Below are 25574 nucleotides of genomic sequence, written 5' to 3'. Positions count from 1 at the left end.
CGGAGGATAAAGACCTTCTACACGTGATTAATGCTCCAAGACAATTTTTGAAATTCGTGGAAGAGGTCTTCGAGTTTAAAACAGAAATGGATATATCAGTCTTTGACGGAAAGGTGTCTGAGAGATTTCTGGATAATTTGAAGCTAGAAATGGGAGATATATTTGTAACACTTATAATTTTATGTAAGCAAATAGGTATAGATCCTATTGAGTGTTTAGAAATGGCTTACAATAAAATTAGTAAAAGAAAAGGCCGCACAATCAGGGGTACGTTTGTGAAAGAGGAGGATTTATGAGTTTCAAATTCAAGGGACTAAGTCCGGCGGAAAAAATGAGGTCTAGACGACTTTATGATAGTGAGGTTAAGAAGACTGCGGAGTCTGCCCTTTCTCTATCGTTGATTGAGTCCTTTCTGGCCTTGGCTTGTGAGACCTTATCTGATGAGTTCGGGTTTGGAGATAAAAGACTTAATCAATTTAAAGATAGGTTGGAAAGCAAGCTTGATTGTATTAACTCTGAGCTGGTGAGTTTTGAGGATATAAAGGAAAATTTAAGTATTCAGACAATCGTTGTCAAAGATAGGAAGATATATAAAATCGAAGACGATATTAGGGAACTTAAAGAAAAAGAGATCAAGCAAATGAAGGCCAAGAAAAAACGTGCGTGAATGGAGCTGTAAATGAGTGATAAAAGTTATTTTGCACCGGGGGAATATATCGGAGATATCATGATGGAGGATTGGGCTGAAAAGCTTGGTCTTAGTGCGGATGAATACGGAGATTTACTTGTTGGAGACTTGCCTGTGAATAGTTTATTAGCTGAAAGAATTGAAAAGGTTACTGGGGTAAGTGCTGAAACTTGGCTTAATCTCCAGAAGAGATACGACCAAAGAAAGGAGGGATAATGGATTTTGATAGAATTAGGAAAGAAGAAAGAGAAAAAGAGAGAATAGAAACTATTCGAACAAGGCTTAGATATTATGGCAAGGATATGCGTAGGCTTGAGGCGGAGAAAGAAAGAATTCAAATTTATAAAGACAGGTTGTCAATCGGCGCTTCCTGGTCATCTTCTGAGGCGGTAAAGGGCGGCGGTTCTACTACTGAGGATTTACAAGTAAGAATGATTGATAAAATCGACGGCTGCAAAAGGAATATACAGATCATCGAATTAGAAAATCGAGCTATGACAAAAGCAATCCAGGAGCTAGACCAAGACAAGCAGTTTATAGTTCATCATATGTGGGTGGTTCCAAAGGCGGATAGGATTTCTTATAGGAAGTGTGGAGAGTACTTAAAGATGTCAAAGGATACGGCAAGGAGGCGAAGTGATTCGGCCTTGCTTGAAATATTTAGTAAATTATATCTCATTGAGGGCAGAGAAATTGATGTAAGGTGAGTTTGCGACGATTTTGAGACAAAATTGAGACAAAAAAGCGCCACATAAGTCCTTTTTATGTGCTATAATGGTATTGTAAGAATGTTTCGGAGAAACTGTTTAACTTGAAGGATAGGTAATAAGACCTGTCCTTTTTCTTTTATAAAATTTAAGTCTATGAGTCGGGTTATCCACGGATAAAACCTCCTTTCAGTTTATTATATAAAAGTATTCGGGTAGTGGGTTTTGCTATTTTTCCCCACTAAAAGAGATTTATTGCTCTTAGTTAAGTTAATGACAATTGTTTTTCACGTGGATAGCCTGACTGATGGACTTAAGAAATATTAAAATATTTAAAATAATACTTGACTTATGTATCCACATATTTATTGTAATTCTTCAATGAACGGGTTATAAAGATAAGCACTCTAATGGTTATTAGATGTGCTTTTTTAGTACGAATTTATCTAATATTTAATTATTTTCTTGACTGAATGAATGATTGAATGTATAATTCAAACCAGGAGGTCAAGATGAAAACAATTACGATAAGGCTTGATGATGAATTGCATAAAAAATTTAAATTATATGCGTTAGAAAATAATAAAAGTATGCAAGAAATCATTGAGGAATATATTAAAAAAATAATTAAAGAAAAAAATAAATAAAAAAGAACGATGGTTATAAGTTTAGCCACTCAACCATCGTTGCAGAGAAACGTTGTTTATAAATATAAATACAATGTTTCCTTATCAACATTGTACTATGAATAGCGGTTTCTTTCAATATGAAAGGACTTAAAATGAACAGTTTAGTGCAAGTAAAAAATGACAAGAATTATGGACTAATTACAACCAGCAGAATAATTGCCCAAGGTTTGAGTAAAGAACATAGTAAAGTTATGAGGACTTTGGAAAACCTAATCTTAGAAACGCCAGATGTGGCTTCTCTGATTATTCCAACAACTTACAAGGTCAAAGGCCAAAAAAGAGAATACAAAGAATATCTACTAACAAAAGACGGTTTCACCTTATATATGTTTAACATTCAAGGATATAATGATTTTAAAATGGCATATATAAATGAGTTTAATCGTATGGAGCGACTTCTTAATGGTGAGCAACTAGAACTAGAACCTTACAAGCTTGAAAAGAAAACCTATAAAGGTAAACCAGTTATGACTGTTAGGGATTTGGCTTATCTAACAGGAGATAATAAGGACAATATTAATTGGCTTGTTAGGTCAAAATCTTTAGGCACTCTTTTAAATGCTAGAACCTTAAGAGATTTTAGGTCTGAAAATAACAACATAAGTGTATATAACAGGCTCAATATTCTCTTTGAAGATGATGTTTATAAGCTTATTGACAGTTATTGTTTAAATGATGATGCTAATATGAAGATCAATAGGTATTTTTCTGAAAATAGTTTGGTTAATGGGTGTAACAAAGGGGATATAGATAGATTTTTGAAAGTTCAAAAGTTAATTGATTTGCATAGAATTTTGTACACTTTTACTTCGGATAGTGAAATGCTAGGAGATTTTACCGAGATTATTTCTTCAAAGCTTGTTGAAATTGGGTTGTTGGATAAGCCTTGCAGGGATTTAGGTATAAATTCTAAGCAAGGTTGGAATTTAGGTATCAAACTTGATGGTTTGAAGAAAAGTATTTTAAGTTAATTTTTAATATTTAGAAAGGCAAGTTGTAAAAGACTTGTCTTTTTTTGTACTTATTTAGGTTGAAATTACAATTTTATAATAAAAAAGAGAGGGCAATCACTCCCTCTCTTTTCCTTGCTTGTCAGATAAATTCCGTTTCGCACGAAAGATTTAATCTTTCTTCTAACAAGCTAGCACAAATTACGCTCTAATGTGCTTTTATATAGTACCTGATGACTATTTACACTATTATTATATGATATGATGACGGTTTCAGCAAGTACAACTCATATAATTCTTTTTGAAATTGTGATTGTCTAGCATCTAGCGAAGATGTATATTTGAAAAAATGCTGACCTGTCATCTACATTTCATTTTCTATAAGTGTTTATCTTTTATAAGTGTTTATCTTTTATTTGATGATAAAGTGAAACTAACGCTAATATAAGCATAATGATTTCATAAATTGTCATCTGGTACTCCTTTCTAGAATCTAGAAAGTTGTAAGAATATTATACAGAATTTTATTAAATTAACAATATTTAAGAGATGTAAAGAAAAGGGGTGATGTGCTCTGAAGAAATTGACAATTAAACAAAAGAAGTTTGCTGATGAGTACATCAAGACTGGTAATGCTACTGAAGCTTATCTTAAATCTTATGCCAAGCAAAGTAGAGCAAGTGCAGAAGCAAATGCTAGAAAACTACTCGGAAAGTACTCGGTAAAAAAATATATAGATAATAGGTTAAAAGAGATTGATTCAGAAAAAATAGTCTCACAAAAGGAGATTATGGAGCTTTTATCTTCTATAGCAAGAGGTGAGTCAACTGAACAAACTCCTATATGGGTGGGAGGAGGTAGGCAAGAAGTTATAGAAACTAGAACTACAGATAAAGATAGGATAAAAGCAATGGATATGTTAATGAAACGATTCGGTATGCATTATTCTGACCTAGAAATAGAAAAACAAGAAGTACAAATCCAGAAGACTAAGACAGAAATTGAAATTATGAAGGGTATATCAGAAGAAATTGAGGACCTTGAAGATATAGATAGGATGATTTATGGAGAAGATTAAGAAGAGAAGGACAATTCCCTTTAGATTTTCTAAAAAGCATGTTGACTATATCAGGAATTGTAAAAATAATACTTATAATATAGCTGAAGGAGCTGTAAGGGCTGGTAAGACTGTTGACAATGTTTATGCTTTCGCCCATGAATTAAGAACCACCAAGGACAGGTTACACCTTGCCACAGGTTCCACTGTTGCAAACGCCAAGCTAAATATAGGGGATGCCAACGGTTTTGGTCTTGAATACGTCTTCCGTGGTCAGTGCAAGTGGGGGAAATATAAAGACAATGAAGCTTTAATTATAAAAGGCCCCTACACAAAGCAAAGAGAAAGGATAGTAATATTTGCGGGTGCTGCTAAGGCTGATTCTTACAAGAAAATAAGAGGTAACTCTTATGGAATGTGGATAGCTACAGAAATTAATCTTCATCACAAAGACACAATCAAAGAAGCCTTTAACCGTACTGCTGCAGCTAATATGCGTAAATTCTTTTGGGACTTAAACCCTTCAAGTCCTAATCATTTTATTTATTCTGACCACATCGATAAGTATCAGGGGATGATGGATGAAGGAATAAGATTTGGTGGTTATAATTATAAACATTTTACAATCGATGATAATATCAATATTTCAGACCAGAGAAAAAAGGAAATAAAACTCCAGTACGACCCTAATTCTGTTTGGTATAAAAGGGATATACTTGGTTTAAGGGTAGTGGCCGAAGGACTTATTTATAAGCAGTTTTCAGATGGTCCGGAAAAGTATTTGATTGAAGGCAAGCCTCACGAACTACAGATTATACAAATAGGCGTGGACTTCGGTGGAAATAATTCAAAGCACGCTTTTGTTTGCTGTGGTATTAGTCGAGGTTTTAAAAAGGTCTATGCTTTAAGATCTGAAAGATTTGAGCCTGACAAGCCGACAGACTTATATAATCAATTAATCGACTTTGTGAGAGTTATTCAATCTACCTATGGAAACGTCGACCTTATATATGCAGATAGTGCGGAGCAAGTATTAATCAAGGGCATGCAAAAAGCCTTGTTAGATGCAAATTTAAATATAAAGATTAAGAACTCTATCAAGAACCCAATCAATGACAGGATAAGACTTGTTAATACTTTGGTTGCTTCTGATAGATTTTTTTATACCAAAGATTGTAAGAGCCTTGAAGAGGCTTTATCTACTGCGGTTTGGAAGGAAGAAGAAATGGAGGATATAAGGTTAGATGATGGGACAAGTGATATTGATACCCTAGACGGCTTTGAATACTCCATTGAAAAATTTATAAAGGTACTTATGAACGTATAGGAGTATTTATGCTAGATAGAGAAATTAGAGAGAGGCTGGGAAGCCTAGGTTTAAATATTGAAAATAATTATAAAGTATGGCTGGATTGTTACCACGGAGAACCCTACTGGCTAAGCAATCAAAACGACGCTGATAATTCTCAATCCTTGAATTTATGTGCGGCTATATCATCTGAGCTTGCAAGGCTTGTAACAATGGAGCTTGAAACTAGGGTTGATGATGAAAATATTGATTTGATTTATCAAAAATTCATAAAACGTATTAGAAGATTTACTGAGTATGGATTAGCCCTAGGCGGGATTATTGTAAAACCATATATAGAAAATATAGATAAGAAAAAGATTGATATAGATATTGCTCCAGCGAATAAATTTATTATTTTAGGATTCACGAGTTTTGGAGATATCAATCATATTGTTTTTATCGATAGGATCAAGAGGAAGGATAAGAGAGACAAAGACATATTCTTTACAAGGCTAGAGGAACATAAAATAGGTGATGAGTATTTAATAACAAATACCGCCTATATGTCTGATTCCCAGGATACTTTAGGAGATAAAGTGAGCTTATCAATAGTAGATAAATGGGCTGATATGACAGAAAAAATGGTGGTTGATTCAGACAAACCATTATTTGCTTACTTTAAAAATCCACAAGCAAATAATCTAGATTTAGAATCAGATGAGGGCATAAGTTGTTTTGCCAGATCCTTATCCTTAATCCAAGATGCTGATGAGCAATACCAAAGAATTCACTGGGAGTACAAGGGAAGCGAGCTAGCTATTGACGCAGACATAACAACCGTAAAAGCTAACGGAGAATTGCCAAAGGGCAAGGAAAGATTATTCAGAAATCTTGGTATGGATATGGGGGATGGAGGCAGAGACTTCTATGAAGTATTTAGCCCTGAAATCAGAGACACCCCATTATTCCATGGTCTAGATGAAATATTAAGAAAGATAGAATTCCATTGCGGCCTAGCCTATGGGACCTTGTCTCATATGAGTGAAACAACTAAAACAGCTTCAGAAATTATTACAAGCCAGCAAAGGTCTTATTCTACAGTTAAGGATATACAAACAGAACTTGCTGATTGTCTTGAAGAATTTGTCGAGATATTAAAGTATTGGTATAAGGAGCTAGGTATTCCATACGCCGAAGATTGCCAAGTGTCTTTTGATTTTGATGATAGTCTTGTAGTGGATTCTGAGACCGAACAAAAGATAAGGCTCCAGGAAGTGGCAGCAGGTATCTTAAAACCAGAAGCTTATCTAAAATGGAGATACGGCGTAACCGATGAGGAGCTAAAAGAAATACAAGCGGGAGTGTCGGAAGACAGAAGCGACGTAGCTGAGGAAGAATAATGTTAAGCCCAGAATACATGGAAAGGGTAACCGACCATCTTATAGAACTATATCAAGACTTGGAAGATGATATCCTGAAGGATATAGCGGGTAGGATAAAAAAGAATGGTTACTTAACAGCCACAGCGGAAAGACAAGCCGAAGTATTAATTGAAAGCGGTTATACAACTGAGGAAATAGAAACTCTTTTGAAACCTCATTTGGAGGATATCGACGAAGAAATAAGCCAAATAATAAATAAATCAGGCCTTAAACATTATGAAGATGAGGCTAAGGCTTATAGGGTTGTAAATAAGAATTTGATTGATCTAACCCAAAACAAACACGCGGAGAACACAATAAACAATGCGGTTGATAGGTTAATTAAAGGAAATGCGAATATAACCCAATCATTAGGGGTTGTCTGCAATGGTGAGAATGTAAAATTAAATAAATTCTATAAAGATAAGCTAAACCAAGCGGCCTTTAAAGTTTCTAGCGGAGCTTTTTCAGGTCAGCAAGTAGTTAGAGGCCTGGTCAATGATTTATCTGAATCAGGAATAAGAGTAATTAATTATCAGAATTCAGGAAGAAATTATACTGTGGAATCGGCCGCTAAAATGCTTGTAAGAACAACAATAAACCAAATGACTGGAGAAATATCTTTGTCTAACGCAGAGGATATGAACCAAGACCTTATGGAGATATCAGCACACGCAGGAGCAAGACCATCTCACGCAGAATGGCAGGGGCAAATTGTTTCTTTGTCAGGGGATAATGATAAGTATTTAAGCTTAGATGATATCGGCTATGGTGATGTAGGTGGATTTATGGGTAGAATTTTGTGCCCATGTAAAACAATGTGAACCCAATTACTCAGGGGTGTTTTAATATAGTGGACTTAATTGTAGACATATGATACAATATAAAGTGTAGACATATATTAAAGCTAACGGGGAAACCTCATGCAGGCAATCCCGTGCTAAATTCTTGAGGGGTAAAATGATAGGAATTTATAAAATTACAAACAAAATTAATGGTAAGTACTATATTGGTCAAAGTAAGAATATTGAAAAAAGGATGATATATCATAAATGGGACTCTAAAAAGAAGGATAAAAAAGATTGGCCATTGTATAGAGATATCAACGAATATGGTATTGATAACTTTACAATAGAAGTATTGGAAGAATGTTCTGAAGAAGAATTGAATGATAAAGAATTTTATTATATAAACAAATACGATGCAACAAATCCAAATAAAGGATATAACTTTTGTGCTAACCCTATCTCTTTTAAAGATAAAAGATTGAGAGAAATTACAAGCAAGCACGCAAAGAAAACTATAATAGAATTTAATGAAAAAGCTTGGAAAGATGAAGAGTATCGTAAAAAAATGTCAGAACAATCAAGAAAACTTCAAATAGAGAGGTTGAAAGACCCAGAATATCTTGCAGAAAAGACCGAGCAACTCAAAAAAGCGACTGATAAAATGAAATTAAGAGTAGGTAAATTCGATAAAGACGGAAACTTATTAGAAGTTTATCCTGGTCTCAGAATAGCTGAAAGAGCTAATAATTTACCTAACGATTCAGTTGGCAAAGTATGTAGAGGAGTAAAATATAGAAAAACCGCAGGTGGATTTGTTTGGAAGTTCCTCCCTGAAGAAGAAGTGTAGAGACTATCCCGAAAGGGAGTACACGTGAAGTTGAGTTACACGTGGAAGCGCATTGCACATATTTATTATGTGAAGATATAGTCCGAACCTCATAGTGATATGAGAAACATATGGCAAATTGCAGGCACAACTGGTATCCATTCTTTGAGGGAATATCAGAAAGAGCCTGGAGTCAAGAAATGTTAGATAATATAGATCCGGAGCCTTTCGAGTTTGAGGACAAAGAATACACTTTCTATGAAGCAACCCAAAAGCAAAGACAAATAGAAAGAACCATTAGAAAATACAAGCATAGGGTTATGATGTATGATAAGGTAGGGGACGATGAAAGTAAGCTAATAGCCCAGGTAAGATTACAAAGGCAAAGGCAGCTTTACAAGGACTTTAACAAGGCTGGAAAGCTTCGTCCTACTACTGTAAATACTAACGTTTATGGGTATGATATTAAAAAGGCGGAAGTTAAAAAACTTAGAAAAGATAATTATAAACCAGTTGATTTAGGTAAATTTGGAAAAGGTGTAAACTATTATAAAATAAAAGTTAATTGGGACGCCGCTTCCTCTCATTCTATAAAGCAATTGGATAAAAGGAATATTAGCAAAGAACGTGTCAATTATTGGGTTAAATACGGAGCACCAGTCGAACAAATTAAAGATTATAAATACGCTTATGTTACAAAAGAAGGTGTGGCCGTAGTTGATGTAAATGGAAAACTTATAACTGCTTGGTCCAAGAATGACTTTGATGAGGATATGATAAGAATTATTAAAAAAATGTTTGGAGAGTGATTTTTATGAATATAGAAAAGATAATAAATGATTGGGACCCATATTCAGTGTTCCCTTTTGCTCCAAAGGATGAATATAAGGATGAAATCAGCAAAATTAAAAATTATACCAAAAGGAATCAAAGTTTAGATGATTTGACTAAATATTTAGGGCAAATTTTTGATGTCGACATAATTTTTGAGGAAGAAAAGAAAGAGTTTTCTAAAATAGCAAAGAAAATATTAGATTAAGCACACTAGTTGTTAGGCGTGCTTTTTAATTACAAAAAAATAAAATTAACAATTAGATATTATCCAAAATTACCAAAAAGAAAATGGATACTTATAAGAGAGGGCGGTTCGTATGATCAACACGCTCATTTTTTATGCAAGAAAGACGCTGAAAATGTCAGACGATTGATTGACGCTAATAAGTATCCATACAATAAAAAATACAAACTAGCAATGCAACGAATTCTAACAGAGGAAGAATTCAAAAAGCTAAATAAAAAACAAAGATACTATAACGTAAACAAGGGAATAAAACATTGAGAATAACCGTGCGAATATCGTGCGGTTTTTTTGGAGCTTTAGTTTAATCAGGGAAAATACCAGACTCCAAATCTGGGAGATAAAGGTTCAAATCCTTTAAGCTTCGCCATGGTCAAAGCGGACCTAAAATGCTGGAATGTTACTAATCTAGAGTCATAGCGACGACTTAAAAAGCTTAGGAATAGGAGATTTTATGAAGACAGAAGAACTCAAGGAATTAGGATTGAATGACGAGCAAATAGCGGCGGTTTTCAAGCTAAGAGGTCAGGAAGTAGAAAATTATAATAATTTAAAAAATGAATATGAGACCTTAAAAACTGAAAACGAAAACTATAAGTCCCAAGTAGCAAGTGCAAATGAGCAAATAGAAGCCTTCAAAGATATGGATATAGATTCCATTAAGGCAAGTGCTGAAGAGTACAAAAACAAGTATGAACAAGCTCAAATTAAAGCTAAGGAAGACATCGAAAGAATTAATCTTAATAATGCCATTGATCTAGGCTTGGTTAATGCTGGTAGTAGAAATCTTAAGGCAGCAAAAGCTTTGCTTGATATCGACAGCTTGAAGAATTCTAAAAACTTAAACGATGACTTAAAAGCACAAATCGAGGGACTAAAAGAGTCGGATTCATACCTATTTAAAATTGAGGGAGAACCAAAGCAAAGAGGCATAGGTAAGTCAGGAAGTATAGGAGATAAGGAACTCAAAGATATGACTTACGAAGAAATGCTTCAAGCTAATAAGAAAGGTATTTTATAGGAGGAATTAAATGCCAAAATTATTTGATAAGACTTATTTTAACGCAGAAGTATTTGAAAAATACGTCGACACAATCGAAAGAGAAAGAACAAACGAACTACTAACATCATCTGCTATTGTAGAAAGGGCAGACTTAAAAACTAGAATGGATGAACAAGTAGGCGGTAATATTATCGTTACTCCAATTGCCGGAATTCTATCAGGGGACGCTGACAATTACGATGGCCAAACAGATATTAAATCAGACTCAACCAATACTTTCTACCAAAAGAGAGTTGTTATTGGTAGGGCTCACGCTTGGACTGAAAAAGACTTTGTATTCGATATTACAGGCGGCCTCGATCCAATGAGAACTGTCGCTATTCAACTTCTAGATTGGTGGGCAGACCTTAAACAAGATTCACTTCTTGCAATTCTTGAAGGTATCTTTTCAATGTCAAAGGCAGAAGACAAGAAATTTGTAGAAGAACACACATATAAAGATGATGTATTCGGCCAAGTTACATTAAACAATGCACTACAACAAGCCTTTGGAGCAAGAAAGAAAAACTTTGCAGCAGCTATTATGAATTCAGCCGTTGCAACTCAATTAGAAAACTTAAATCTAATTCAATATGCAAAATACACCGACGCTAGAGGAATAGAAAGACCACTCGCTTTAGCAAACCTAAACGGCAGACCAATTATTATTGATGACTCATTACCAATAAGCAAAGAAGGGGAATACACAACTTATATCTTCGGCCAAGGAGCTTTTGAATATACTAAGGCAGGTGCAAAAGTACCTTATGAGACTGACAGAAACCCAATGAAAAACGGCGGAGAAGATACCCTATACACTAGAGATAGGTTCTGCTTTGCTCCAAGAGGTATTTCATTTACTGAGGCTTCTATGGCTTCATTGTCTCCAACAGATAATGAATTAAGAAAGGGAGCTAACTGGGAAGTAGTTAAAAATGAAGAAGAAACTTTCCCACTTAACCAAATACCAATAGCTAGAGTCCTAACTAAACTTGACGGTAAAAAGCCAGCAGGGGAATCAGGCAACCCAGCAGCTTAATTCAGAAAGGGGTTAATTTATGTTAACCTATAAGGAGTTTATAACAAATAATCCTGGCACAAATATACCAGAATGGGTTTTCTCAACTATGCAAAGGAGAATTAGAAGGCGTATAGACTTTTTAACCTTTGAAAGAATAAGGGAGAATAACAAAGACCTACAAAAAAGAATAGATGAAGTTACCCAGGATATAATTAATCAGCTTTATTTTAATGATAGGGAGCTTTTAATTGATTCGGAGGGTAATTCATCTAGTAATATAAAATCGGAGTCTGTGGGCGAATATAAAGTGGAATACGCACAATCAAATTCCTTGCCAGTAGATAAAAAAGATGGATTAGTGGCAGGCCTCATTGATCAAATGATTAAAGAGGCCTTTGTCCATACTGGTTTAATGTATAGGGGCGTTTATTGATAACTAACGCCAAGGTTACAATCATAAAAAGAATGGTTGTAGATAGACAAAACGTGTATAAAACCCTAGGAAATTACCCTTGCCACTGGGAAGAGACTAGAGGGATTAACACTAACCGCACTGGTAGGAGCAAGGATGATATTGACGAAATAACCTGCTATATACCAAATGAGCTTTTAAGAACTGTTGACGTTGAAGACCTAGTAATCAGAAATGATGAAGAGATAGATATTGAAGAACTAAAGACAGCTAAGGAGTATCAAAAGAAATACAAGGCTAAAATAGTAACAGTATCTGATGTCTTTGACTTCGGTTCTACTAGTATGCAGCATACAAGGATAGGGGCTAAGTGATGATAAACTTTTCTAAGTTTGACTTCGACCAGGTCAAGGCCTTAAAGAAAAGAGACCTTGAAACAGGTGGAGAAGTACAAAAATTTATAGATAGTGAATGTATAAGGAGAATGGATCCTTACACTCCAAAAGACTTAGGCACTTTGATAGGAGCTGCAACAAGCCAAACTAGCATAGGTTCTGGGAGAATAGTTCAACAGACACCTTATGCAAAAAGACGGTATTATGAACCTGCAAATTTTCAAGGAGCACCAACAAGGGGAAATAGGTGGTTTGAAAGAATGAAGTCAAGCCATAAAGACTCAATATTAAGAGGTGCTGCAAATATAGCGGGGGCAAAAGCAAAATGAAATCAATTATAGAAAGCGTAAGGGAATACTTTTTAAAATGCCCTTATCTAGAAGACGATGTAAGGCTTAGTGTTGATTTTCTAGGAGATCAACCCTTAGAGTATGGAATTTATACTGAGCCTATAAGTCCAACAATTAAAAAATATGTAGACGGAGATGAGCTTAAACAATTTGGTTTTATCTTCACTACAAGAAGTCATATGAGCGGAGATTTAGTTACACAACTAGAAAACTCTGCTTTTTTTGATAATTTAATTGAATGGATTCAGGAAATGAATTATAAGAAAGAGTTTCCGAAGCTTGAAGGAGATAAGTATCCAACCAAGCTTGAAATTATAACAAATGGTTACTTGTCTAGTGCCGACGTTGGTTCTAGTCAATACCAAATACAAATGAGATTAGTTTATATGGAGGTAAACAATGGCTGAAGCTAAAACATTACAAAATTTAAAAGAATTTAAAGGCCTAGTATTGAGGGCCGATGTAGTTTCCTTTATGGAAGTGCAAGATAAATATTACAGAATGAAAGGTTTTACCGACCTTCCAACATCTAAAGAAACAGAAGAATATTCAAGAAAATACGTAGACGAGAAATCAGAAAGAACTGCCGTTACTGGTATGACTTCAACAACTGACTTCACTCTAGACAGGTATAAGGACAATCCAGTACACGACAGAATTCAAGAAGTATTTGATAAAGAGCAATTAGCAGATGACGCTACAGTTAATATTGTAGTCGTTGACTTTGCCAAACCAATTGAAGGACAAGAAGGCAAATTCTATGCAATCAAGAGAAATCACACTATAGTTCCAGACTCTGCTGGTGACGGTACTGACGCTTACCAATATTCTGGTAGTTTTAAGGCTAATGGTCCTTCAATAGAGGGTTACGCAGAATTAGGAGATAAAGACTCAGACTGGCTAACAATCAAATTTACTGAGGGTAAGCCTGCTGCTGATAAGGCCTCTGAGACAACATCAGGTAAAAATTCTTAATGATTATTATGGGAGCTTAGGCTCCCTTTTTCTTTTCAAAAATTACAAAAAAATAAGAAACGAAGGAGAAAATAATGGCATTTAAAAGACAAAAAAGACAATTAATTAAATTTGAATTTGAGTATATCAATGAAAAACAAGAAACCGAATATTTAACTTATGAGATCGAGCACGACTCAGATCTGTCAAAAAAACTTACTTCTATTGGAGACTTAGACTTTAAAGAAATGTCTTCAAGCGAATCTAAGCAGGCCCTAAGAAAAGCCTTTGACACTATCCTTGGCCTTGGAGCAATGGACAAAATTCAAGAAAAAGTATTTGACGGAGATGAATTACTCCTTACTGACTATTTAGGAATAGGAAATTATCTAGTAGAAGAAGTTGACAAAGCAAATAAGGAGCTAGAAAAGCTTACTAAAACTTTTAGCTTTGGCAAAAAAGAAGAAATAGTCGAAGGAATTATAGTTGATGAGAAGTGACATACCTAATTAAAGGTCTACCAAACACAATTGATGTAAACGGAAGAAAGGTAGCTATAAATACCGACTTTAGAACCTGGATTAAATATGAAGAAATAATGCTAAAGGAAGATGAGAAAGCCCAAAATCAAGTATTAGAAGCAATTGACGCTTGTTTGGAGGAGAACTTTATGATGTCAGACCTTGATGAATTAGAAAGCTTATTTGACGGGTTCTTATGGTTTTATAGTCTAGGTAAAAAGACAGACGGTATCAGCAAAACAAAGGAAGAAGATAAAAAGGAGTCAGAATTTACTAACTCCAGCCTTGTTTACTCTTTCGAGCATGACTGGGCCTATATATATTCAGCCTTTATGGAATGTTATAATATCAATCTTCTTACTGCCAATCTTCATTGGTGGGAATTTAAGGCCTTATTTGAAGGACTAAACGAAAAATGTTTATTCTCTAGAATTATGTCTTATAGATCCATACAAATTACTTCAAAGATGAGTAAAGATGAAAAGAAATTTTATAGAACGATGAAAAAGATTTATGCTTTGCCAGATGAAAGGACAGTCGAAGAAAAAGAAAATTCTTTTGCTAGGTCAATGATGGCAAGCATGCAAATTTAAAGAAAGTGAGGTGACGTATGGCAAGTGATGGTAAACTGCTATTTGATACCAAACTAGATACGTCAGGGTTTAAAAGTGGCCTTGCTTCTCTATCTTCTATGGCAGCCGCAGCTGGTAATGGTTTTAAAAATATTACTGGTAAGGCTTTAGACGGAATTAAGACAGGCTTTAAGGCAGCTGGAGTTGCTGCCGCTGGATTTGGAGCTTACTCCTTAAAAGCAGGGGCTGACTTTGAAGCAGCTATGAGCGAAGTCGAGGCTATATCCGGTGCCTCTGGAGGCGAACTTAACGCACTAACAAATAAGGCTAAGGAAATGGGGGCAACAACTAAGTTTTCCGCAACTCAATCAGCCGAAGCCTTAAAATACATGGGTATGGCAGGCTGGAAGAGTCAAGAAATGATTGACGGTCTTCCTGGGGTTATCAATTTGGCCGCTGCAAGTGGTGAGGACTTAGGAGTAGTCTCAGATATTGTCACCGACTCATTAACTGCCTTTGGTCTACAAGCAAAAGACACAGGAAGATTTGTCGATGTTTTGGCGGCAACTTCAACCGCTTCTAATACTAATGTTTCAATGCTGGGTGAATCATTTAAGTACGTTGCACCTGTTGCAGGGGCCTTAGGATATAAGGTGGAAGATGTATCTGTCGCCTTGGGACTTATGGCAAATGCCGGAATTAAAGGGTCGAGTGGCCCTGCTATTAAGTAATTAATAGAAAAAATAACCTTTTGAATTCGGGGAAAGCTAAGTTATATAATGGATAATGCAGGAATAAAGAGTATAATATACTATATAGAAAGGCATTATCTTATGAAAAAATTAACTCACGCAGAAGTACAATCTAGAATAGATAAAGCACATGGTAAGAATAAATATATATTATTAGAAGAATATCAAAATAGACGAACAAAAATCTTAACTAAACACACAGAATGCGGTTATACTTGGAGTACTAATGCTGAACCGTTATGGAAGGGACATGGTTGCCCTAAGTGTGGGAGAAATTTACAAAAAACTACCGATGATTTCAAAAAAGAAGTGAAGGAACTTGTCGGAAATGAATATATTGTTTTAAGTGAATACAAAACAACCAACACATTAATAACTTTTAAACATACGACTTGTGGTTTTATATTTAAAATGACACCAAAAGCTTTTTTGAATGGTCAAAGATGTCCAAATGAAAGGTATGAGAAATCAGCTAAATCTAATTCAATGACACTAGAAGAAGCTAAAGAAAAAATGAAGATAGCTACAAAAGGTGAGTATGAAATAGTTAGCGGATATAAATCAGCTACACGTAAGGCAAATATTAAACATGTGACATGTGGAAATGTGTTTAAAGCATCTCCATCTAGAATATTTAATATAGTGTCAGGATGTCCAAAATGTAATGAATCTTATGGAGAAAAAATTGTTGCACATTTTTTAGATGAATATAATATCAGCTATAAGAGTCAATATAGGATAAAAGAATGTAGAAACAAACGACCTTTACCTTTTGATTTCGCAATATTTGAAGATAATAATTTAAAGTTATTAATTGAATATGATGGCGAACAGCACTTTAAACCTAAATTTGGGAAAAAAGAATTTGAAAGAGTTAAGATAAACGATGCAATAAAAAATGAATATTGCAAAGATAATAATATAGAATTATTGAGAATACCATATAAGCGTAGTAATAGAAGAGATAATAAAAATCGAATCTATAATATATTATATAATAAGCTAATCCCGAGCTAAGCCTAGTAGAAATACTAGGAAAGTGTAACGACTAGATTAAGTAAGCTAAGTAAACTAACACGATGAAAGTCGTGTTTTTTATATGCAGAAATATCCACGAGCGGAAGGCACCGTACTATTATATTAGCGGTGAAGATATAGTCTGAACTTATAGGAAACTATAAGAAGTAAAAGATAAAGAACTTTTACGGTAACATAAGCACAAGCTGGTACTTCCTTAAAGTCGGCCCTATCGAGGTTATCAGCACCAACCAAGCAAGTAGCGGCTGAAATGGAAAATCTTGGTATTTCAATAACTGACTCTAACGGACAAATTAAGCCTTTTAATAAACTTATGGGTGAAATGAGGCAGTCCTTTAAGGGGTTAAGTGAAGACCAGAAGGTTCAAGCTGCAACAACTTTATTTGGCAAAGAAGCTATGGCCGGAATGCTAGCAATAATAAATTCTAGCGACGCAGACTTTGAAAAATTAACTAATAGTATCAACAACTCAACAGGCGCTGCCGAAAAAATGGCTAAGACAATGAACGACAACCTAAAAGGGGATATTACAATCCTAAAATCAGCCCTTGAAGGTTTAGGTATATCCTTATTCGAAAATGTCGACACTCCATTCAGGCAGGTTGTTCAGTCTGTTACTAAGCAGGTAGACAGGTTAAATAATGTAGTTACAAGAGATATTGGACATTTGCCAAAGGTCTTGGGTGATATGATAGCCGAAGGTGCTGTTGCTATTGCTGAAAAAGCTCCAAAATTTATTGAAGCTGGAAAGACCATTATTTTAAGTCTACTAGATGGATTACAAAAGAATTCTGATAGCTTAGCTTCGAGTGCGACAGAGATAATAACGAGCTTAGTTACCGCCTTTATGGAGGTAGGAGCAAGGTTATTTGAAGTCGGCGGAGAGATATTAACTAAGTTAGCCGAAGGGCTAACAGCTAAGGCACCTATTTTAGTTCCTAAGGCAATTGAAATCATAGGTAAACTTGCTGAAAGCTTTAATAAGAATGCGGCTAAACTTTTAAAGGTTGGAGTCGACCTTTTAAAGGCAATAGCTAAAGGAATTGCTGAAAATCCAGATGTAGTAATTGAGGCTGTTCCTCATATTTTAACAGCTTTAGCAATAGCATTTGCCGCCTTTAAAGGCCCAGCAATAGCTAAAAAGATGATGGGTTCTTTGGCAAAGGGAATTCTAGGAGAAAAGCTGGCTGTTAGTCAATCTGCTAATGGTGTTATTGGCACATTGATAGAGACCTTCAACAGTAAAGGATTAAAACTAAATACAGCAGGCGGAAAGCTAATAGATACCCTGGCAAAGGGTATTTCCGGAAAAGCTTCAAGTTTGAAAGCGGTAGGATCTAAAACTATTGCACCACTAATAGAAGGAGTTAAGACTGGTTCGGGCAGACTTGCTGCCATAGGTGGGAAAATCGTAGGAGTCTTATCTACTGGCATAAACAAAGCTGGCGGAAGTAAACTTGTTACAGCGGGTAGCGGACTTATAAAGTCGGTAGCTGGCGGGCTAGGTAAGGGATTAACCTTAATATCTGGTATAGCCGCTAAGATAATACCTTTAATTGCTGGAGTTCTTTCTAATCCTGTTGGCCTAGCGGTCGCAGGGGCTGTCCTAATTGGCTTTATAATCAAAGGTTTCAACCTAGATATGCCAAAGATAGCTAATTCTGCTGGTAGGATAATAGGTTCTGTTGCTAGTGCAATCAGCAAAGGAGCCTCAAAACTTTTGAGTGTTGGAAAGTCTATTGTCGGCAAAATAGGTGACGGCTTTAATGCGGCTAAAAATACTTTTGCAGAAATCCAATCAAAGGGATTAATAAACACCTTATCTAGCAAATTTAAGTCCGGCGTAAACAAGCTTAAAGATGTCGGCAAATCCTTTATAGACGGTATCAAGGATGGCTGGAACGGCAAAGAAAAAGAAGTATCAAAAAAAGCTAAAGACCTACCTGGATTAATCAACAAGGAAGTAGACGGATCAGAGACAAGGGAAACAGGAGAAAGCCTTGTTATGGGTGTGGTGGAAGGTTTAAAAGATGGCACCACAGATATAACTACAGCCTATAAAGAATTAATCAAAGGTGGGGTTTCAGACTCTGACGCTAGGGCTATTATAAGACAAGAAGGAAAAGCAAGCGTTGACGAATATGCCCAAGCTATTTATGAAGGTTCGGGAAATGTAAGAAGCGCCTACACAGCACTTAGGACATCAGGACTAGAAACTATGGAGGCGGCAGAAAAATTCTTCGAGATTGCCGGGCTAAACCTTAACGGTTTTGTAAACGGCGTTGAAGAAGGTGGCCAGACCTATCGTGAGAAGCTTAAAGAGATGATGGACTCAGGAATGAGTGAAATCGAAGCTGTCGAGAAATTAACTGAAATAGCTTCTAGGAATATGCAGGGCTTTAAAGACGGAATAGGAGAAGGGGCTGAAGGTATCATAGAAGAATTTACTACTATGATGGATATGGGCCTTTCTGAACTTGACGCTTTCGATGAAATGTATTCTAAAGGCCAAATAAATGTTGACGCATTCGGCCAAGGTTCGGCTGCTGGAAAAGAAGCGGCCCTTGCAGTGTATAGGCAATTAAGAGAATCAGGATTGTCTTCATTAGAAGCAATTGAAGCTATGCACAACATGGGGCTTTTAAATGTCAACGGTTTTGCTGACGGAGCTAATGCAGGAAAAATCAATGTTGAAGCGGCTTATCAAGCCTTAAAAGAGGCTGGAGTAAGCGAAACCAATATTGCAGAGATTTTAAGAAAAATAGGTTCAGACAACGTCGGTGCCTTTGGTGAAGGTATAAGCTCAGGCCAAGAAAATGTAGCTGCAGCCTATAATAGTACATTTGCTAATCCGCTAGCAGCACGTTCTTCTTTGATTTTTGATACTGCAAACCAACAAGGCCACGATACTGGTTCAAAATTCGCTGGAGGTATCGAGTCTTCAACAATGGAGGTTACTTCTAAGTCACAAGCCTTAGGGCAAAGTGCCATAGAAAAACTTCAAGGAGGAGAAGGAGAAGCCAATCAGAAGGGTCAAGAATTAGGCGAGCAATATGCAAGCGGTATAGACGCTTCAAAGTCTGTTGTAGACGCTAGTGCAACAAACATAGGTAAAGACGTAGCCCAATCATTAAGTAATCAAGCGAGCGACTTTAACCAGGCGGGTAAAACTGCAATGGAAGGTTATAGTTCAGCGATAAGCAGCGAATCAAGTAAGGCTGTAGCAAGTATTGACAAGATGGGTTCATCTATACAAACAAGCTTGACCAACACTTCAAATGTCGTTGCTAAAAGTGCAACAAATATGATGAATACCTTGGCAAACAATGTAACTAGTGGATCAAGTAAGGTTCAAAGCTCATTTACTAGTATGCAAAATAAGATTAACTCTACTATTACAAATTTGAGTTCAAAATCCGTTAGTCAAACCAAATTAATGATGAATAACATCACTAATACTGTTACAAATGGCACAAATAGGATTAATACACAATTTACCCAGATGGGTAGCAAGATTAATACAACAATCAATAATGCTTCTAATCAAGTGAAAACTGCTGCGGACTCCATGATGAATGGGTTTGTATCTAAAGTTACAAATGGAAGCAATAAGGCTAAATCTACTGTGAAATCAATGTGTAGCCAAATGGTAAGTACAGTAAACGGCTATAAGGGTTCTTTCTCAAATGCTGGATATAATCTTATGGCCGGACTTTCAAATGGTATTTATGGTGGTAGGTCTGGAGTAATAAGCGCCGCAGTTAGTGTTATGAGGTCGGCAGTATGGGCTGCAAAAAGAGCCGCAGGAATCCACTCCCCTTCAAGAGTCTTTAGAGATGAAGTCGGTAAAATGTTAACCCGTGGTATGGGAGTAGGTATCGAGGACGAAAAAGGCTTTGTAGTAGACAAGGTAAAAGCCACTATGGAGGCTATAAGAAATAAGGCTAAGAATGCAGTTCTATTTGATAATAAAAGAATGGGTGCAGATCTGGCCTATAATTTAGCTGGTGGATCTATACAAAATAAACAAGATATTGAAGTACAAGTTACAAACGGAGATGTCACAAGCGTAATAAACCTTGATTCAAGAGAGATTGGCAAGGCTGTAACTCCAATAGTAAGCCAGGAAATAAGCAAAGAAAGGAGGCGTAGAGGATGATTAATACTATAAATTTAGTTAAGGACTTAGGCTATTATGGTGCACACCTTTTAGCCTATCCTGACATAGGAAATACCAAAATAGAAAGAGACACATTCGTTTCAGATACTGGTATAACCTTTTACGGAAGTGAGAGGTTGTCCTTTACGCCTCTTAGTTTCTCTATTGAATTTAAAGGCGAGAAGGAAACCATAAGAGAAAATAGGAATAAATTATCTAGGATATTAGAAAAAGCAAGAATAACTTTTGATGATGAAATATTCTACACCGGAAGGTTGTTAGGAGAAAAAATCGACACAAAGCATTTTTTTGAAGTGGTTGAGTTTTCAGGGCAAGCTATAGCCAGCCTTGATACTCAAAGCACCCTTATTCCTATTAACGAAACTGTAACTATATATAACAGAGGAAATATTCTAACCCCTTGTAGGATTATCCTAGAGGGCAAGGGAGAAAATATAAAAATTACAGGCTTTGAAAGTGATATTAAAATAAATAAATTTACTGATACACTGATTATAGACTCTGAAAGAGGATTATATAAGTTAGGAACAGGAACAAATATTGATATGTTCGAGTTTCCTTATATAAAAGAGGAGCTAAAAATTAAGCTTACTGGTCAAGGAGATTTCACTTGCAAGTTAGAATTTGAAGGTAGGGTTATATGTTAATAGTTAATGGAAGAACTAAAGAAAGATTTCCCTATGCGGCCTTTAGAAATACTTGTATAGAGTATGAAATAAATACGCTTGATAGGCTAATATTCGAGATACCAAAGCAATATAGAAATGTCTTCGATGTAGAACACCTTGTCGAGTTTAAGAAAGACAATACTTGTCAAGAATTTATAGTTAAAAATATCGAACCTTTTTACGACGGCTACAAAATAGAAAGTTTTGCCAATAATTCTGACTGGCAGGAAAAATTTAATAAAAGCGTTAATTTCCCTTATAAGGGAATTAAAGATGTTCTTGATGTAATTACACCCATAGGCTGGAAATATGAGGTCCTAGACGATATTAGGACAAAAAAAACCATAACCGGAGACCATAAAACTAGCTGGGAAATATTCGAAGAATTAATCAAAAAGTATGAAGTCGAATACAAACTAGATGCCCATTTAAAAACAGTAGTTATAGGGAAGGAATTATCTCAAAATAAGGATATATACTTAACCGCTTCCCTTAACCTGGAAAAACAAGATATTAGTGTAGAAAACTTTGAATTTGCCACTAGGATTATTCCAGAGGGTATGAACGGCCTTAAAATTAATCAAATTAATAACGGCCTAGACTATTTGGAGGATAAGAGTTTTTCTGATAAAACAATAACTTACTATTGGAAAGATGAAAGATACACCAATATAAAAAACTTAAAAGATGAGGCAGCAAGGAAGCTTAAAGCTTTATCAAAACCTAAGACGGCTATAGAATTAAAAGCGAAAGACTTGAAAGAAGCTATTGATCAATCTGAATCAGACGGGACTTTTAAAAACCTTTCTTTTGGGATTGGTGACTATGTATTTTTGATTGATAATGATAGAAAAACCAAGGAAAGGTTTAGGATTTTAAAATTATCTAGTTTCCCTTATAAGCCTATGGATAATGAAATAACCTTATCTAATAAGCCACAAACATTAGTTGATGACTTAGATGAAGCTATCGAATTAACTAATCAAATGTGGGAAGAAACAAGGGTAAGATTTGAAACCACAGAAGATTCTATCGAAGCGAGTGTGGCCACAAGTAGGAGATACACAGACGATAGTTTTAAGACTTATAAAACCGAAAGAAAACAAACTGATAGTCAAATATATGAGTCTATAACAGAAGCGACCACCTATGTAGATCCAGTGACAGGACAGACCAAGCCTATAATTGATAAGCAACTGGAGATAGACAAAACTATCGATGGCATAAATATATCGGTTAAAAATCAAATCGATGATGTAAAAGGTATTATTGGCAAACTAGATGAGAAATATCCTAGTATTGCCGACTTGCACCAAGTCTCAGACGATATCAATAAGAAAATTCTATCAGTTGAAAGTGATTTCAAAATTAAAAATGATGAAATCTCAAGCACAATTACGAGCATAAGCACAAGCACAAATGATAAAATAAAAAGCCTTGAAGATTACTTAAATTCTGGCGTGCCATTAGGAACGAAACAGTTTATTGAAAAAAACTATGCAACAATAAGCCAAACTAATGATAGCATAGTTAGTTCAGTAGGAAAGGTAAAGGCGGAGGTTGACGCTGAATTCAAGGATGTAAGAGGCCTTATCAGTCAAACCAATACAACCATAGCCCAAACGAACGAGAACATCAGAACCGAAGTTACAAAGCAAATGCCGGATATTAGCGGAGTAGAAGAAAAGGCAGACCGTGCCATAAGAGTTGCCGGAACAGCACAACAAGAAGCCGCTGGAAAAGTAAGCTGGGCGGAATATAGGTCGTATGTAAACCAAACTGCAGAAGCAATTGAAAGTAAGGTTAGTTATGGGCAAGCCTATTCAATGATTAGGCAGGAAGTAAGTAATATAAAGATAACAGCCGACCAAATCGACTTAACTGGTAATGTAAGTGTAGTTGGTGATTTTCAGACTTCCTCTTATGGTAGAAGGGTTAAAATTGAAGGTTCAAAGATTGTTTTTATTGATTCTAGTGGATATGAGGCCGGATCCGTAGGAGTAGAAAGCGATGGTTCAGTTACAATAGGTGGTTCATATTCCTGGAATGGTTCCATCGTTATGAATAGTAATAAAAGTTTTAGCCTGGATTACTTTCAAGACAAAACTATTAATTCATATCTCAATGGAGATTGGGGGTGCATATCTCTAACAAGCTTCGGTATAGCAACTAAGGTATTGGGAGTTGACTCAGACATGACTATATGGGGAGATATAAACTTCGGAAGAAGCCTTTATATAAAAAGAGTACAGGACCAAATCTGGATTGGAGAAAACTATGGTAATAAATATGTAATTGATATGGGAAAAAAATCGACATTCTGGGCTTCATAGGAGGATAAATGGAAGATAAAAACTTAGACTTCAAAGACAGGGTTATAGTAAAATATATGAATTTACTAACTCAACAGACACACAATGTACAGATACTACAAACTAAAATAGAAATGCTAGAAGAAGAAATTGCTAGACTAAAATCAAAGGAGGAAGAAGATGGAAGAAATGAAGAAGGAAATTAACCAAGAGATAATGGACGAATTTTTAAATTTAGCGATTAAGCACCAGTTAACCATGGCGGATATAGACAAAATTTCTTATAAACTAAGAGAATACTTTCTAAGAAACGCCATACTTAAAGAAGAGAAAATAGAAGGAAAATAAAATGTTACAGACTACAGATGTAAAACAATTATTAGGGGGCAAGATTGTCAAACAAACAGACAAATCAAGCCCTTTTTCTTTCCTGCTTTTAGATAGTCAAAAAAGAAAGGTTCCTTTAAACGGAGAAGCGGCGGAAATAGTCTTATATACTTCTAAAGGTAAATACTGGGAAACTAGCTCCAAAGTAACTGACGGAGTGGTTAATTTTCAAATGCCTGGTAATTTATCGGTAGATAATTACAAGCTTGAAATATCCGTTGCCGGATATGTATTCCCTAGTAAAGAGGACTTTATTATAAATGTTGTTCAAGGTTTTAAAGAACTACCAAGCAAGGAATCTGCAGAAAGTATCAAAAAAACAACTGATCAGGTTATAAAAGAAGAAGCAGAAAAAGCTGTAAGAGAACTGGGAAAAACAGAGTTAAAAGGTGAAAAAGGCGAAAAAGGAGACAGGGGAGAAACAGGGGAAACCGGAAAATCTATAACTATTACCAACACCACAAAACAAGGTAAAGACAATATTGTAACTTTTTCAGACCAAACCACACTAACAATTAAAGATGGTCTTGATGGTAAGACAGGGCCAGAAGGTAAACAAGGAGAAATAGGACCAAAGGGAGAACCTTTCAAGTATGAAGATTTTACCGAAGAACAACTTGCTTCTTTAAAAGGACCAAAGGGAGATGCCTTTACTTATGATGACTTTACAGAAGAACAGCTTGCTTCTTTAAAAGGTGAAAGAGGAGAAAGAGGTCCTGAGGGTCAACAAGGTATTCAAGGTAAAACAGGCGATAAAGGTGATGTAGGTCCTAAAGGGGATCAAGGCCCACAAGGGCCTAAAGGTGCTGACGGCGTGATGTCTTTTGAAGCCTTAACCGATGAACAAAAAGAGAGCTTAAAAGGAGATGTAGGACCACAAGGAAAAGAAGGTCCTCCTGGTCCTGAAGGTCCACAGGGTAAAAAAGGAGAAACAGGGCCTGCAGGTGAAACAGGCCCAATTGGTCCACAAGGCCCAGAGGGTCCCCCTGGTGAAGCGGGACCACAAGGAAAGGACGGGCCTCCTGGTCCACAAGGGCAGCCAGGCAAAGACGCTGAAATTAACCTTGAGAGTATCTCAAAACTAAGCCAAGAAGAAAAGAAAGGCATAAGAGAACAACTGAATGTGCCAAGTAAAGATGAAGGCAATTCATTAAATGTAGCAGAAATTAGGAGAATTGCTGCGGAGGTCGCCTTTGGTAGTTACTTATTTACTCAAGATGATGGATTAAGTAAAAATTTAAATGATTTTTATAATACCAACCTTAAAAGTGATATAAAAAATCTTTCTGATCTTGTAGGTAGTGATGAGGCTATGAAGGATCTTACAAGTAACGCATATGCCATGTCTGCGGTTATTAATTCAAGTACAGCCATGTCTGCGGTAGCTGCTTCAAGTACAGCCATGTCTGCGGTAGCTGCTTCAAGTACAGCCATGTCTGCGGTAGCTGCTTCAAGTACAGCCATGTCTGCGGTTA

Annotated in this window: 28 protein-coding genes, 1 tRNA gene and 2 pseudogenes; all 31 read left to right on the top strand. The window is 35.8% G+C overall.

The genetic code is table 11. From position 1 onward, the window contains the following. Positions 1-296: MazG-like family protein (locus RQ893_RS02505; RefSeq protein WP_311481473.1), on the top strand; the 296-nt coding region annotated here is incomplete at its 5' end. Further along, on the top strand, positions 293-667 hold the full coding sequence (locus tag RQ893_RS02500; RefSeq protein WP_311481472.1) for a hypothetical protein: 375 nt from the start codon (positions 293-295) through the stop codon (positions 665-667). The genes RQ893_RS02505 and RQ893_RS02500, both read left to right, overlap by 4 nt. Positions 668-679: 12 nt before the next feature. Then, positions 680-904 carry a hypothetical protein gene (locus tag RQ893_RS02495; protein WP_311481471.1) on the top strand — a complete coding sequence of 75 codons (225 nt, stop codon included), beginning with the start codon at positions 680-682 and terminating at the stop codon, positions 902-904. Next, positions 904-1395, top strand: coding sequence for a hypothetical protein (locus RQ893_RS02490; protein ID WP_311481470.1), 492 nt, complete (start codon positions 904-906; stop codon positions 1393-1395). The genes RQ893_RS02495 and RQ893_RS02490 overlap by 1 nt, the downstream gene beginning before the upstream one ends. A gap of 512 nt (positions 1396-1907) precedes the next feature. Further along, complete coding sequence (locus tag RQ893_RS02485; RefSeq protein ID WP_157885487.1) at positions 1908-2042, top strand: DUF6364 family protein; 135 nt, start codon at positions 1908-1910, stop codon at positions 2040-2042. Positions 2043-2176: 134 nt separating this feature from the next. Continuing rightward, the gene (locus RQ893_RS02480; RefSeq protein WP_311481469.1) at positions 2177-3055 is read left to right on the top strand and encodes a Rha family transcriptional regulator; all 879 of its coding nucleotides are present in this window, start codon (positions 2177-2179) and stop codon (positions 3053-3055) included. A 562-nt stretch (positions 3056-3617) separates the two neighbouring features. Next, positions 3618-4112, top strand: coding sequence for a terminase small subunit (locus tag RQ893_RS02475; RefSeq protein ID WP_311481468.1), 495 nt, complete (start codon positions 3618-3620; stop codon positions 4110-4112). After that, a complete protein-coding gene (locus tag RQ893_RS02470; RefSeq protein WP_311481467.1) occupies positions 4099-5418 on the top strand; it encodes a PBSX family phage terminase large subunit in 1320 nt (439 codons plus the stop codon). Before RQ893_RS02475 ends, RQ893_RS02470 begins: the two co-directional genes overlap by 14 nt. An 8-nt stretch (positions 5419-5426) precedes the next feature. Next, positions 5427-6782: a phage portal protein gene (locus tag RQ893_RS02465; RefSeq protein WP_311481466.1), complete on the top strand. Its 1356-nt coding sequence runs from the start codon at positions 5427-5429 to the stop codon at positions 6780-6782. Continuing rightward, a complete protein-coding gene (locus tag RQ893_RS02460) occupies positions 6782-7627 on the top strand; it encodes a phage minor capsid protein (protein WP_311481465.1) in 846 nt (281 codons plus the stop codon). Before RQ893_RS02465 ends, RQ893_RS02460 begins: the two co-directional genes overlap by 1 nt. Before the next feature lie 136 nt (positions 7628-7763). Next, the gene (locus tag RQ893_RS02455; RefSeq protein ID WP_311481464.1) at positions 7764-8438 is read left to right on the top strand and encodes a GIY-YIG nuclease family protein; all 675 of its coding nucleotides are present in this window, start codon (positions 7764-7766) and stop codon (positions 8436-8438) included. 110 nt (positions 8439-8548) lie between these two features. Then, positions 8549-9226, top strand: coding sequence for a phage minor capsid protein (locus tag RQ893_RS02450; RefSeq protein ID WP_311481463.1), 678 nt, complete (start codon positions 8549-8551; stop codon positions 9224-9226). A 5-nt stretch (positions 9227-9231) separates the two neighbouring features. Continuing rightward, positions 9232-9456, top strand: coding sequence for a DUF1871 domain-containing protein (locus RQ893_RS02445; protein ID WP_311481462.1), 225 nt, complete (start codon positions 9232-9234; stop codon positions 9454-9456). Between the two features lie 332 nt (positions 9457-9788). Continuing rightward, a tRNA-Trp gene (locus tag RQ893_RS02440) sits at positions 9789-9865 on the top strand. Positions 9866-9949: 84 nt separating this feature from the next. Next, positions 9950-10516: a phage scaffolding protein gene (locus RQ893_RS02435; protein ID WP_311481461.1), complete on the top strand. Its 567-nt coding sequence runs from the start codon at positions 9950-9952 to the stop codon at positions 10514-10516. A 10-nt stretch (positions 10517-10526) separates the two neighbouring features. Continuing rightward, a complete protein-coding gene (locus tag RQ893_RS02430; protein ID WP_311481460.1) occupies positions 10527-11576 on the top strand; it encodes a phage coat protein in 1050 nt (349 codons plus the stop codon). A 19-nt stretch (positions 11577-11595) separates the two neighbouring features. Then, entirely contained in the window at positions 11596-11991 is a 396-nt protein-coding gene (locus RQ893_RS02425; RefSeq protein WP_311481459.1) for a hypothetical protein, read from the top strand. Further along, on the top strand, positions 11988-12344 hold the full coding sequence (locus tag RQ893_RS02420; protein WP_311481458.1) for a DUF6751 family protein: 357 nt from the start codon (positions 11988-11990) through the stop codon (positions 12342-12344). Before RQ893_RS02425 ends, RQ893_RS02420 begins: the two co-directional genes overlap by 4 nt. Continuing rightward, positions 12344-12694 (top strand): minor capsid protein, encoded by a 351-nt coding sequence (locus tag RQ893_RS02415; RefSeq protein ID WP_311481457.1) that lies wholly within the window; start codon positions 12344-12346, stop codon positions 12692-12694. The genes RQ893_RS02420 and RQ893_RS02415 overlap by 1 nt, the downstream gene beginning before the upstream one ends. Further along, the gene (locus tag RQ893_RS02410) at positions 12691-13122 is read left to right on the top strand and encodes a hypothetical protein (RefSeq protein WP_311481456.1); all 432 of its coding nucleotides are present in this window, start codon (positions 12691-12693) and stop codon (positions 13120-13122) included. The genes RQ893_RS02415 and RQ893_RS02410 overlap by 4 nt, the downstream gene beginning before the upstream one ends. Next, positions 13115-13690, top strand: a complete 576-nt coding sequence (locus tag RQ893_RS02405; protein WP_311481455.1) for a hypothetical protein — start codon at positions 13115-13117, stop codon at positions 13688-13690. The genes RQ893_RS02410 and RQ893_RS02405 overlap by 8 nt, the downstream gene beginning before the upstream one ends. 74 nt (positions 13691-13764) lie before the next feature. Beyond that, positions 13765-14169, top strand: a complete 405-nt coding sequence (locus tag RQ893_RS02400) for a hypothetical protein (RefSeq protein ID WP_311481454.1) — start codon at positions 13765-13767, stop codon at positions 14167-14169. Next, positions 14166-14783: a Gp15 family bacteriophage protein gene (locus RQ893_RS02395; RefSeq protein WP_311481453.1), complete on the top strand. Its 618-nt coding sequence runs from the start codon at positions 14166-14168 to the stop codon at positions 14781-14783. The genes RQ893_RS02400 and RQ893_RS02395 overlap by 4 nt, the downstream gene beginning before the upstream one ends. Positions 14784-14800: 17 nt before the next feature. Continuing rightward, positions 14801-15493, top strand: a complete 693-nt coding sequence (locus RQ893_RS02390) for a phage tail tape measure protein (RefSeq protein ID WP_311481452.1) — start codon at positions 14801-14803, stop codon at positions 15491-15493. A gap of 48 nt (positions 15494-15541) precedes the next feature. Then, positions 15542-16531 carry a hypothetical protein gene (locus tag RQ893_RS02385; protein ID WP_311481451.1) on the top strand — a complete coding sequence of 330 codons (990 nt, stop codon included), beginning with the start codon at positions 15542-15544 and terminating at the stop codon, positions 16529-16531. 214 nt (positions 16532-16745) lie between these two features. Continuing rightward, a pseudogene (locus tag RQ893_RS02380) lies at positions 16746-20711 on the top strand (phage tail tape measure protein); the annotation flags it as partial. Further along, positions 20708-21379, top strand: a complete 672-nt coding sequence (locus RQ893_RS02375) for a hypothetical protein (RefSeq protein WP_311481450.1) — start codon at positions 20708-20710, stop codon at positions 21377-21379. The pseudogene RQ893_RS02380 and the gene RQ893_RS02375, both read left to right, overlap by 4 nt. Further along, on the top strand, positions 21373-23733 hold the full coding sequence (locus RQ893_RS02370) for a phage tail protein (RefSeq protein ID WP_311481449.1): 2361 nt from the start codon (positions 21373-21375) through the stop codon (positions 23731-23733). The genes RQ893_RS02375 and RQ893_RS02370 overlap by 7 nt, the downstream gene beginning before the upstream one ends. 8 nt (positions 23734-23741) lie before the next feature. Further along, a complete protein-coding gene (locus RQ893_RS02365) occupies positions 23742-23918 on the top strand; it encodes a hypothetical protein (RefSeq protein WP_311481448.1) in 177 nt (58 codons plus the stop codon). Beyond that, complete coding sequence (locus RQ893_RS02360; RefSeq protein ID WP_311481447.1) at positions 23893-24060, top strand: hypothetical protein; 168 nt, start codon at positions 23893-23895, stop codon at positions 24058-24060. The genes RQ893_RS02365 and RQ893_RS02360 overlap by 26 nt, the downstream gene beginning before the upstream one ends. Position 24061: 1 nt before the next feature. Then, positions 24062-25574 (top strand): annotated as a pseudogene (locus RQ893_RS02355) (hypothetical protein); the annotation flags it as partial.

Origin of the sequence: uncultured Anaerococcus sp. (genome assembly GCF_963510915.1) — a bacterium.
In the GTDB taxonomy this organism is placed as follows: domain Bacteria; phylum Bacillota; class Clostridia; order Tissierellales; family Peptoniphilaceae; genus Anaerococcus.
This window is presented reverse-complemented; position numbering and strand designations above follow the sequence as displayed.

Excerpts from the sequence above, each read along its gene's own strand:
- RQ893_RS02385 (WP_311481451.1), top strand. The coding sequence starts at position 15,542 with ATGGATAATGCAGGAATAAAGAGTATAATATACTATATAGAAAGGCAT.
- RQ893_RS02430 (WP_311481460.1), top strand. The coding sequence starts at position 10,527 with ATGCCAAAATTATTTGATAAGACTTATTTTAACGCAGAAGTATTTGAA.
- RQ893_RS02390 (WP_311481452.1), top strand. The coding sequence starts at position 14,801 with ATGGCAAGTGATGGTAAACTGCTATTTGATACCAAACTAGATACGTCA.
- RQ893_RS02365 (WP_311481448.1), top strand. The coding sequence starts at position 23,742 with ATGGAAGATAAAAACTTAGACTTCAAAGACAGGGTTATAGTAAAATAT.
- RQ893_RS02490 (WP_311481470.1), top strand. The coding sequence starts at position 904 with ATGGATTTTGATAGAATTAGGAAAGAAGAAAGAGAAAAAGAGAGAATA.
- RQ893_RS02445 (WP_311481462.1), top strand. The coding sequence starts at position 9,232 with ATGAATATAGAAAAGATAATAAATGATTGGGACCCATATTCAGTGTTC.
- RQ893_RS02495 (WP_311481471.1), top strand. The coding sequence starts at position 680 with ATGAGTGATAAAAGTTATTTTGCACCGGGGGAATATATCGGAGATATC.
- RQ893_RS02455 (WP_311481464.1), top strand. The coding sequence starts at position 7,764 with ATGATAGGAATTTATAAAATTACAAACAAAATTAATGGTAAGTACTAT.
- RQ893_RS02415 (WP_311481457.1), top strand. The coding sequence starts at position 12,344 with ATGATAAACTTTTCTAAGTTTGACTTCGACCAGGTCAAGGCCTTAAAG.
- RQ893_RS02405 (WP_311481455.1), top strand. The coding sequence starts at position 13,115 with ATGGCTGAAGCTAAAACATTACAAAATTTAAAAGAATTTAAAGGCCTA.
- RQ893_RS02450 (WP_311481463.1), top strand. The coding sequence starts at position 8,549 with ATGGCAAATTGCAGGCACAACTGGTATCCATTCTTTGAGGGAATATCA.
- RQ893_RS02400 (WP_311481454.1), top strand. The coding sequence starts at position 13,765 with ATGGCATTTAAAAGACAAAAAAGACAATTAATTAAATTTGAATTTGAG.
- RQ893_RS02460 (WP_311481465.1), top strand. The coding sequence starts at position 6,782 with ATGTTAAGCCCAGAATACATGGAAAGGGTAACCGACCATCTTATAGAA.
- RQ893_RS02370 (WP_311481449.1), top strand. The coding sequence starts at position 21,373 with ATGTTAATAGTTAATGGAAGAACTAAAGAAAGATTTCCCTATGCGGCC.
- RQ893_RS02435 (WP_311481461.1), top strand. The coding sequence starts at position 9,950 with ATGAAGACAGAAGAACTCAAGGAATTAGGATTGAATGACGAGCAAATA.
- RQ893_RS02465 (WP_311481466.1), top strand. The coding sequence starts at position 5,427 with ATGCTAGATAGAGAAATTAGAGAGAGGCTGGGAAGCCTAGGTTTAAAT.
- RQ893_RS02425 (WP_311481459.1), top strand. The coding sequence starts at position 11,596 with ATGTTAACCTATAAGGAGTTTATAACAAATAATCCTGGCACAAATATA.
- RQ893_RS02375 (WP_311481450.1), top strand. The coding sequence starts at position 20,708 with ATGATTAATACTATAAATTTAGTTAAGGACTTAGGCTATTATGGTGCA.
- RQ893_RS02500 (WP_311481472.1), top strand. The coding sequence starts at position 293 with ATGAGTTTCAAATTCAAGGGACTAAGTCCGGCGGAAAAAATGAGGTCT.
- RQ893_RS02470 (WP_311481467.1), top strand. The coding sequence starts at position 4,099 with ATGGAGAAGATTAAGAAGAGAAGGACAATTCCCTTTAGATTTTCTAAA.
- RQ893_RS02410 (WP_311481456.1), top strand. The coding sequence starts at position 12,691 with ATGAAATCAATTATAGAAAGCGTAAGGGAATACTTTTTAAAATGCCCT.
- RQ893_RS02485 (WP_157885487.1), top strand. The coding sequence starts at position 1,908 with ATGAAAACAATTACGATAAGGCTTGATGATGAATTGCATAAAAAATTT.
- RQ893_RS02480 (WP_311481469.1), top strand. The coding sequence starts at position 2,177 with ATGAACAGTTTAGTGCAAGTAAAAAATGACAAGAATTATGGACTAATT.
- RQ893_RS02360 (WP_311481447.1), top strand. The coding sequence starts at position 23,893 with ATGGAAGAAATGAAGAAGGAAATTAACCAAGAGATAATGGACGAATTT.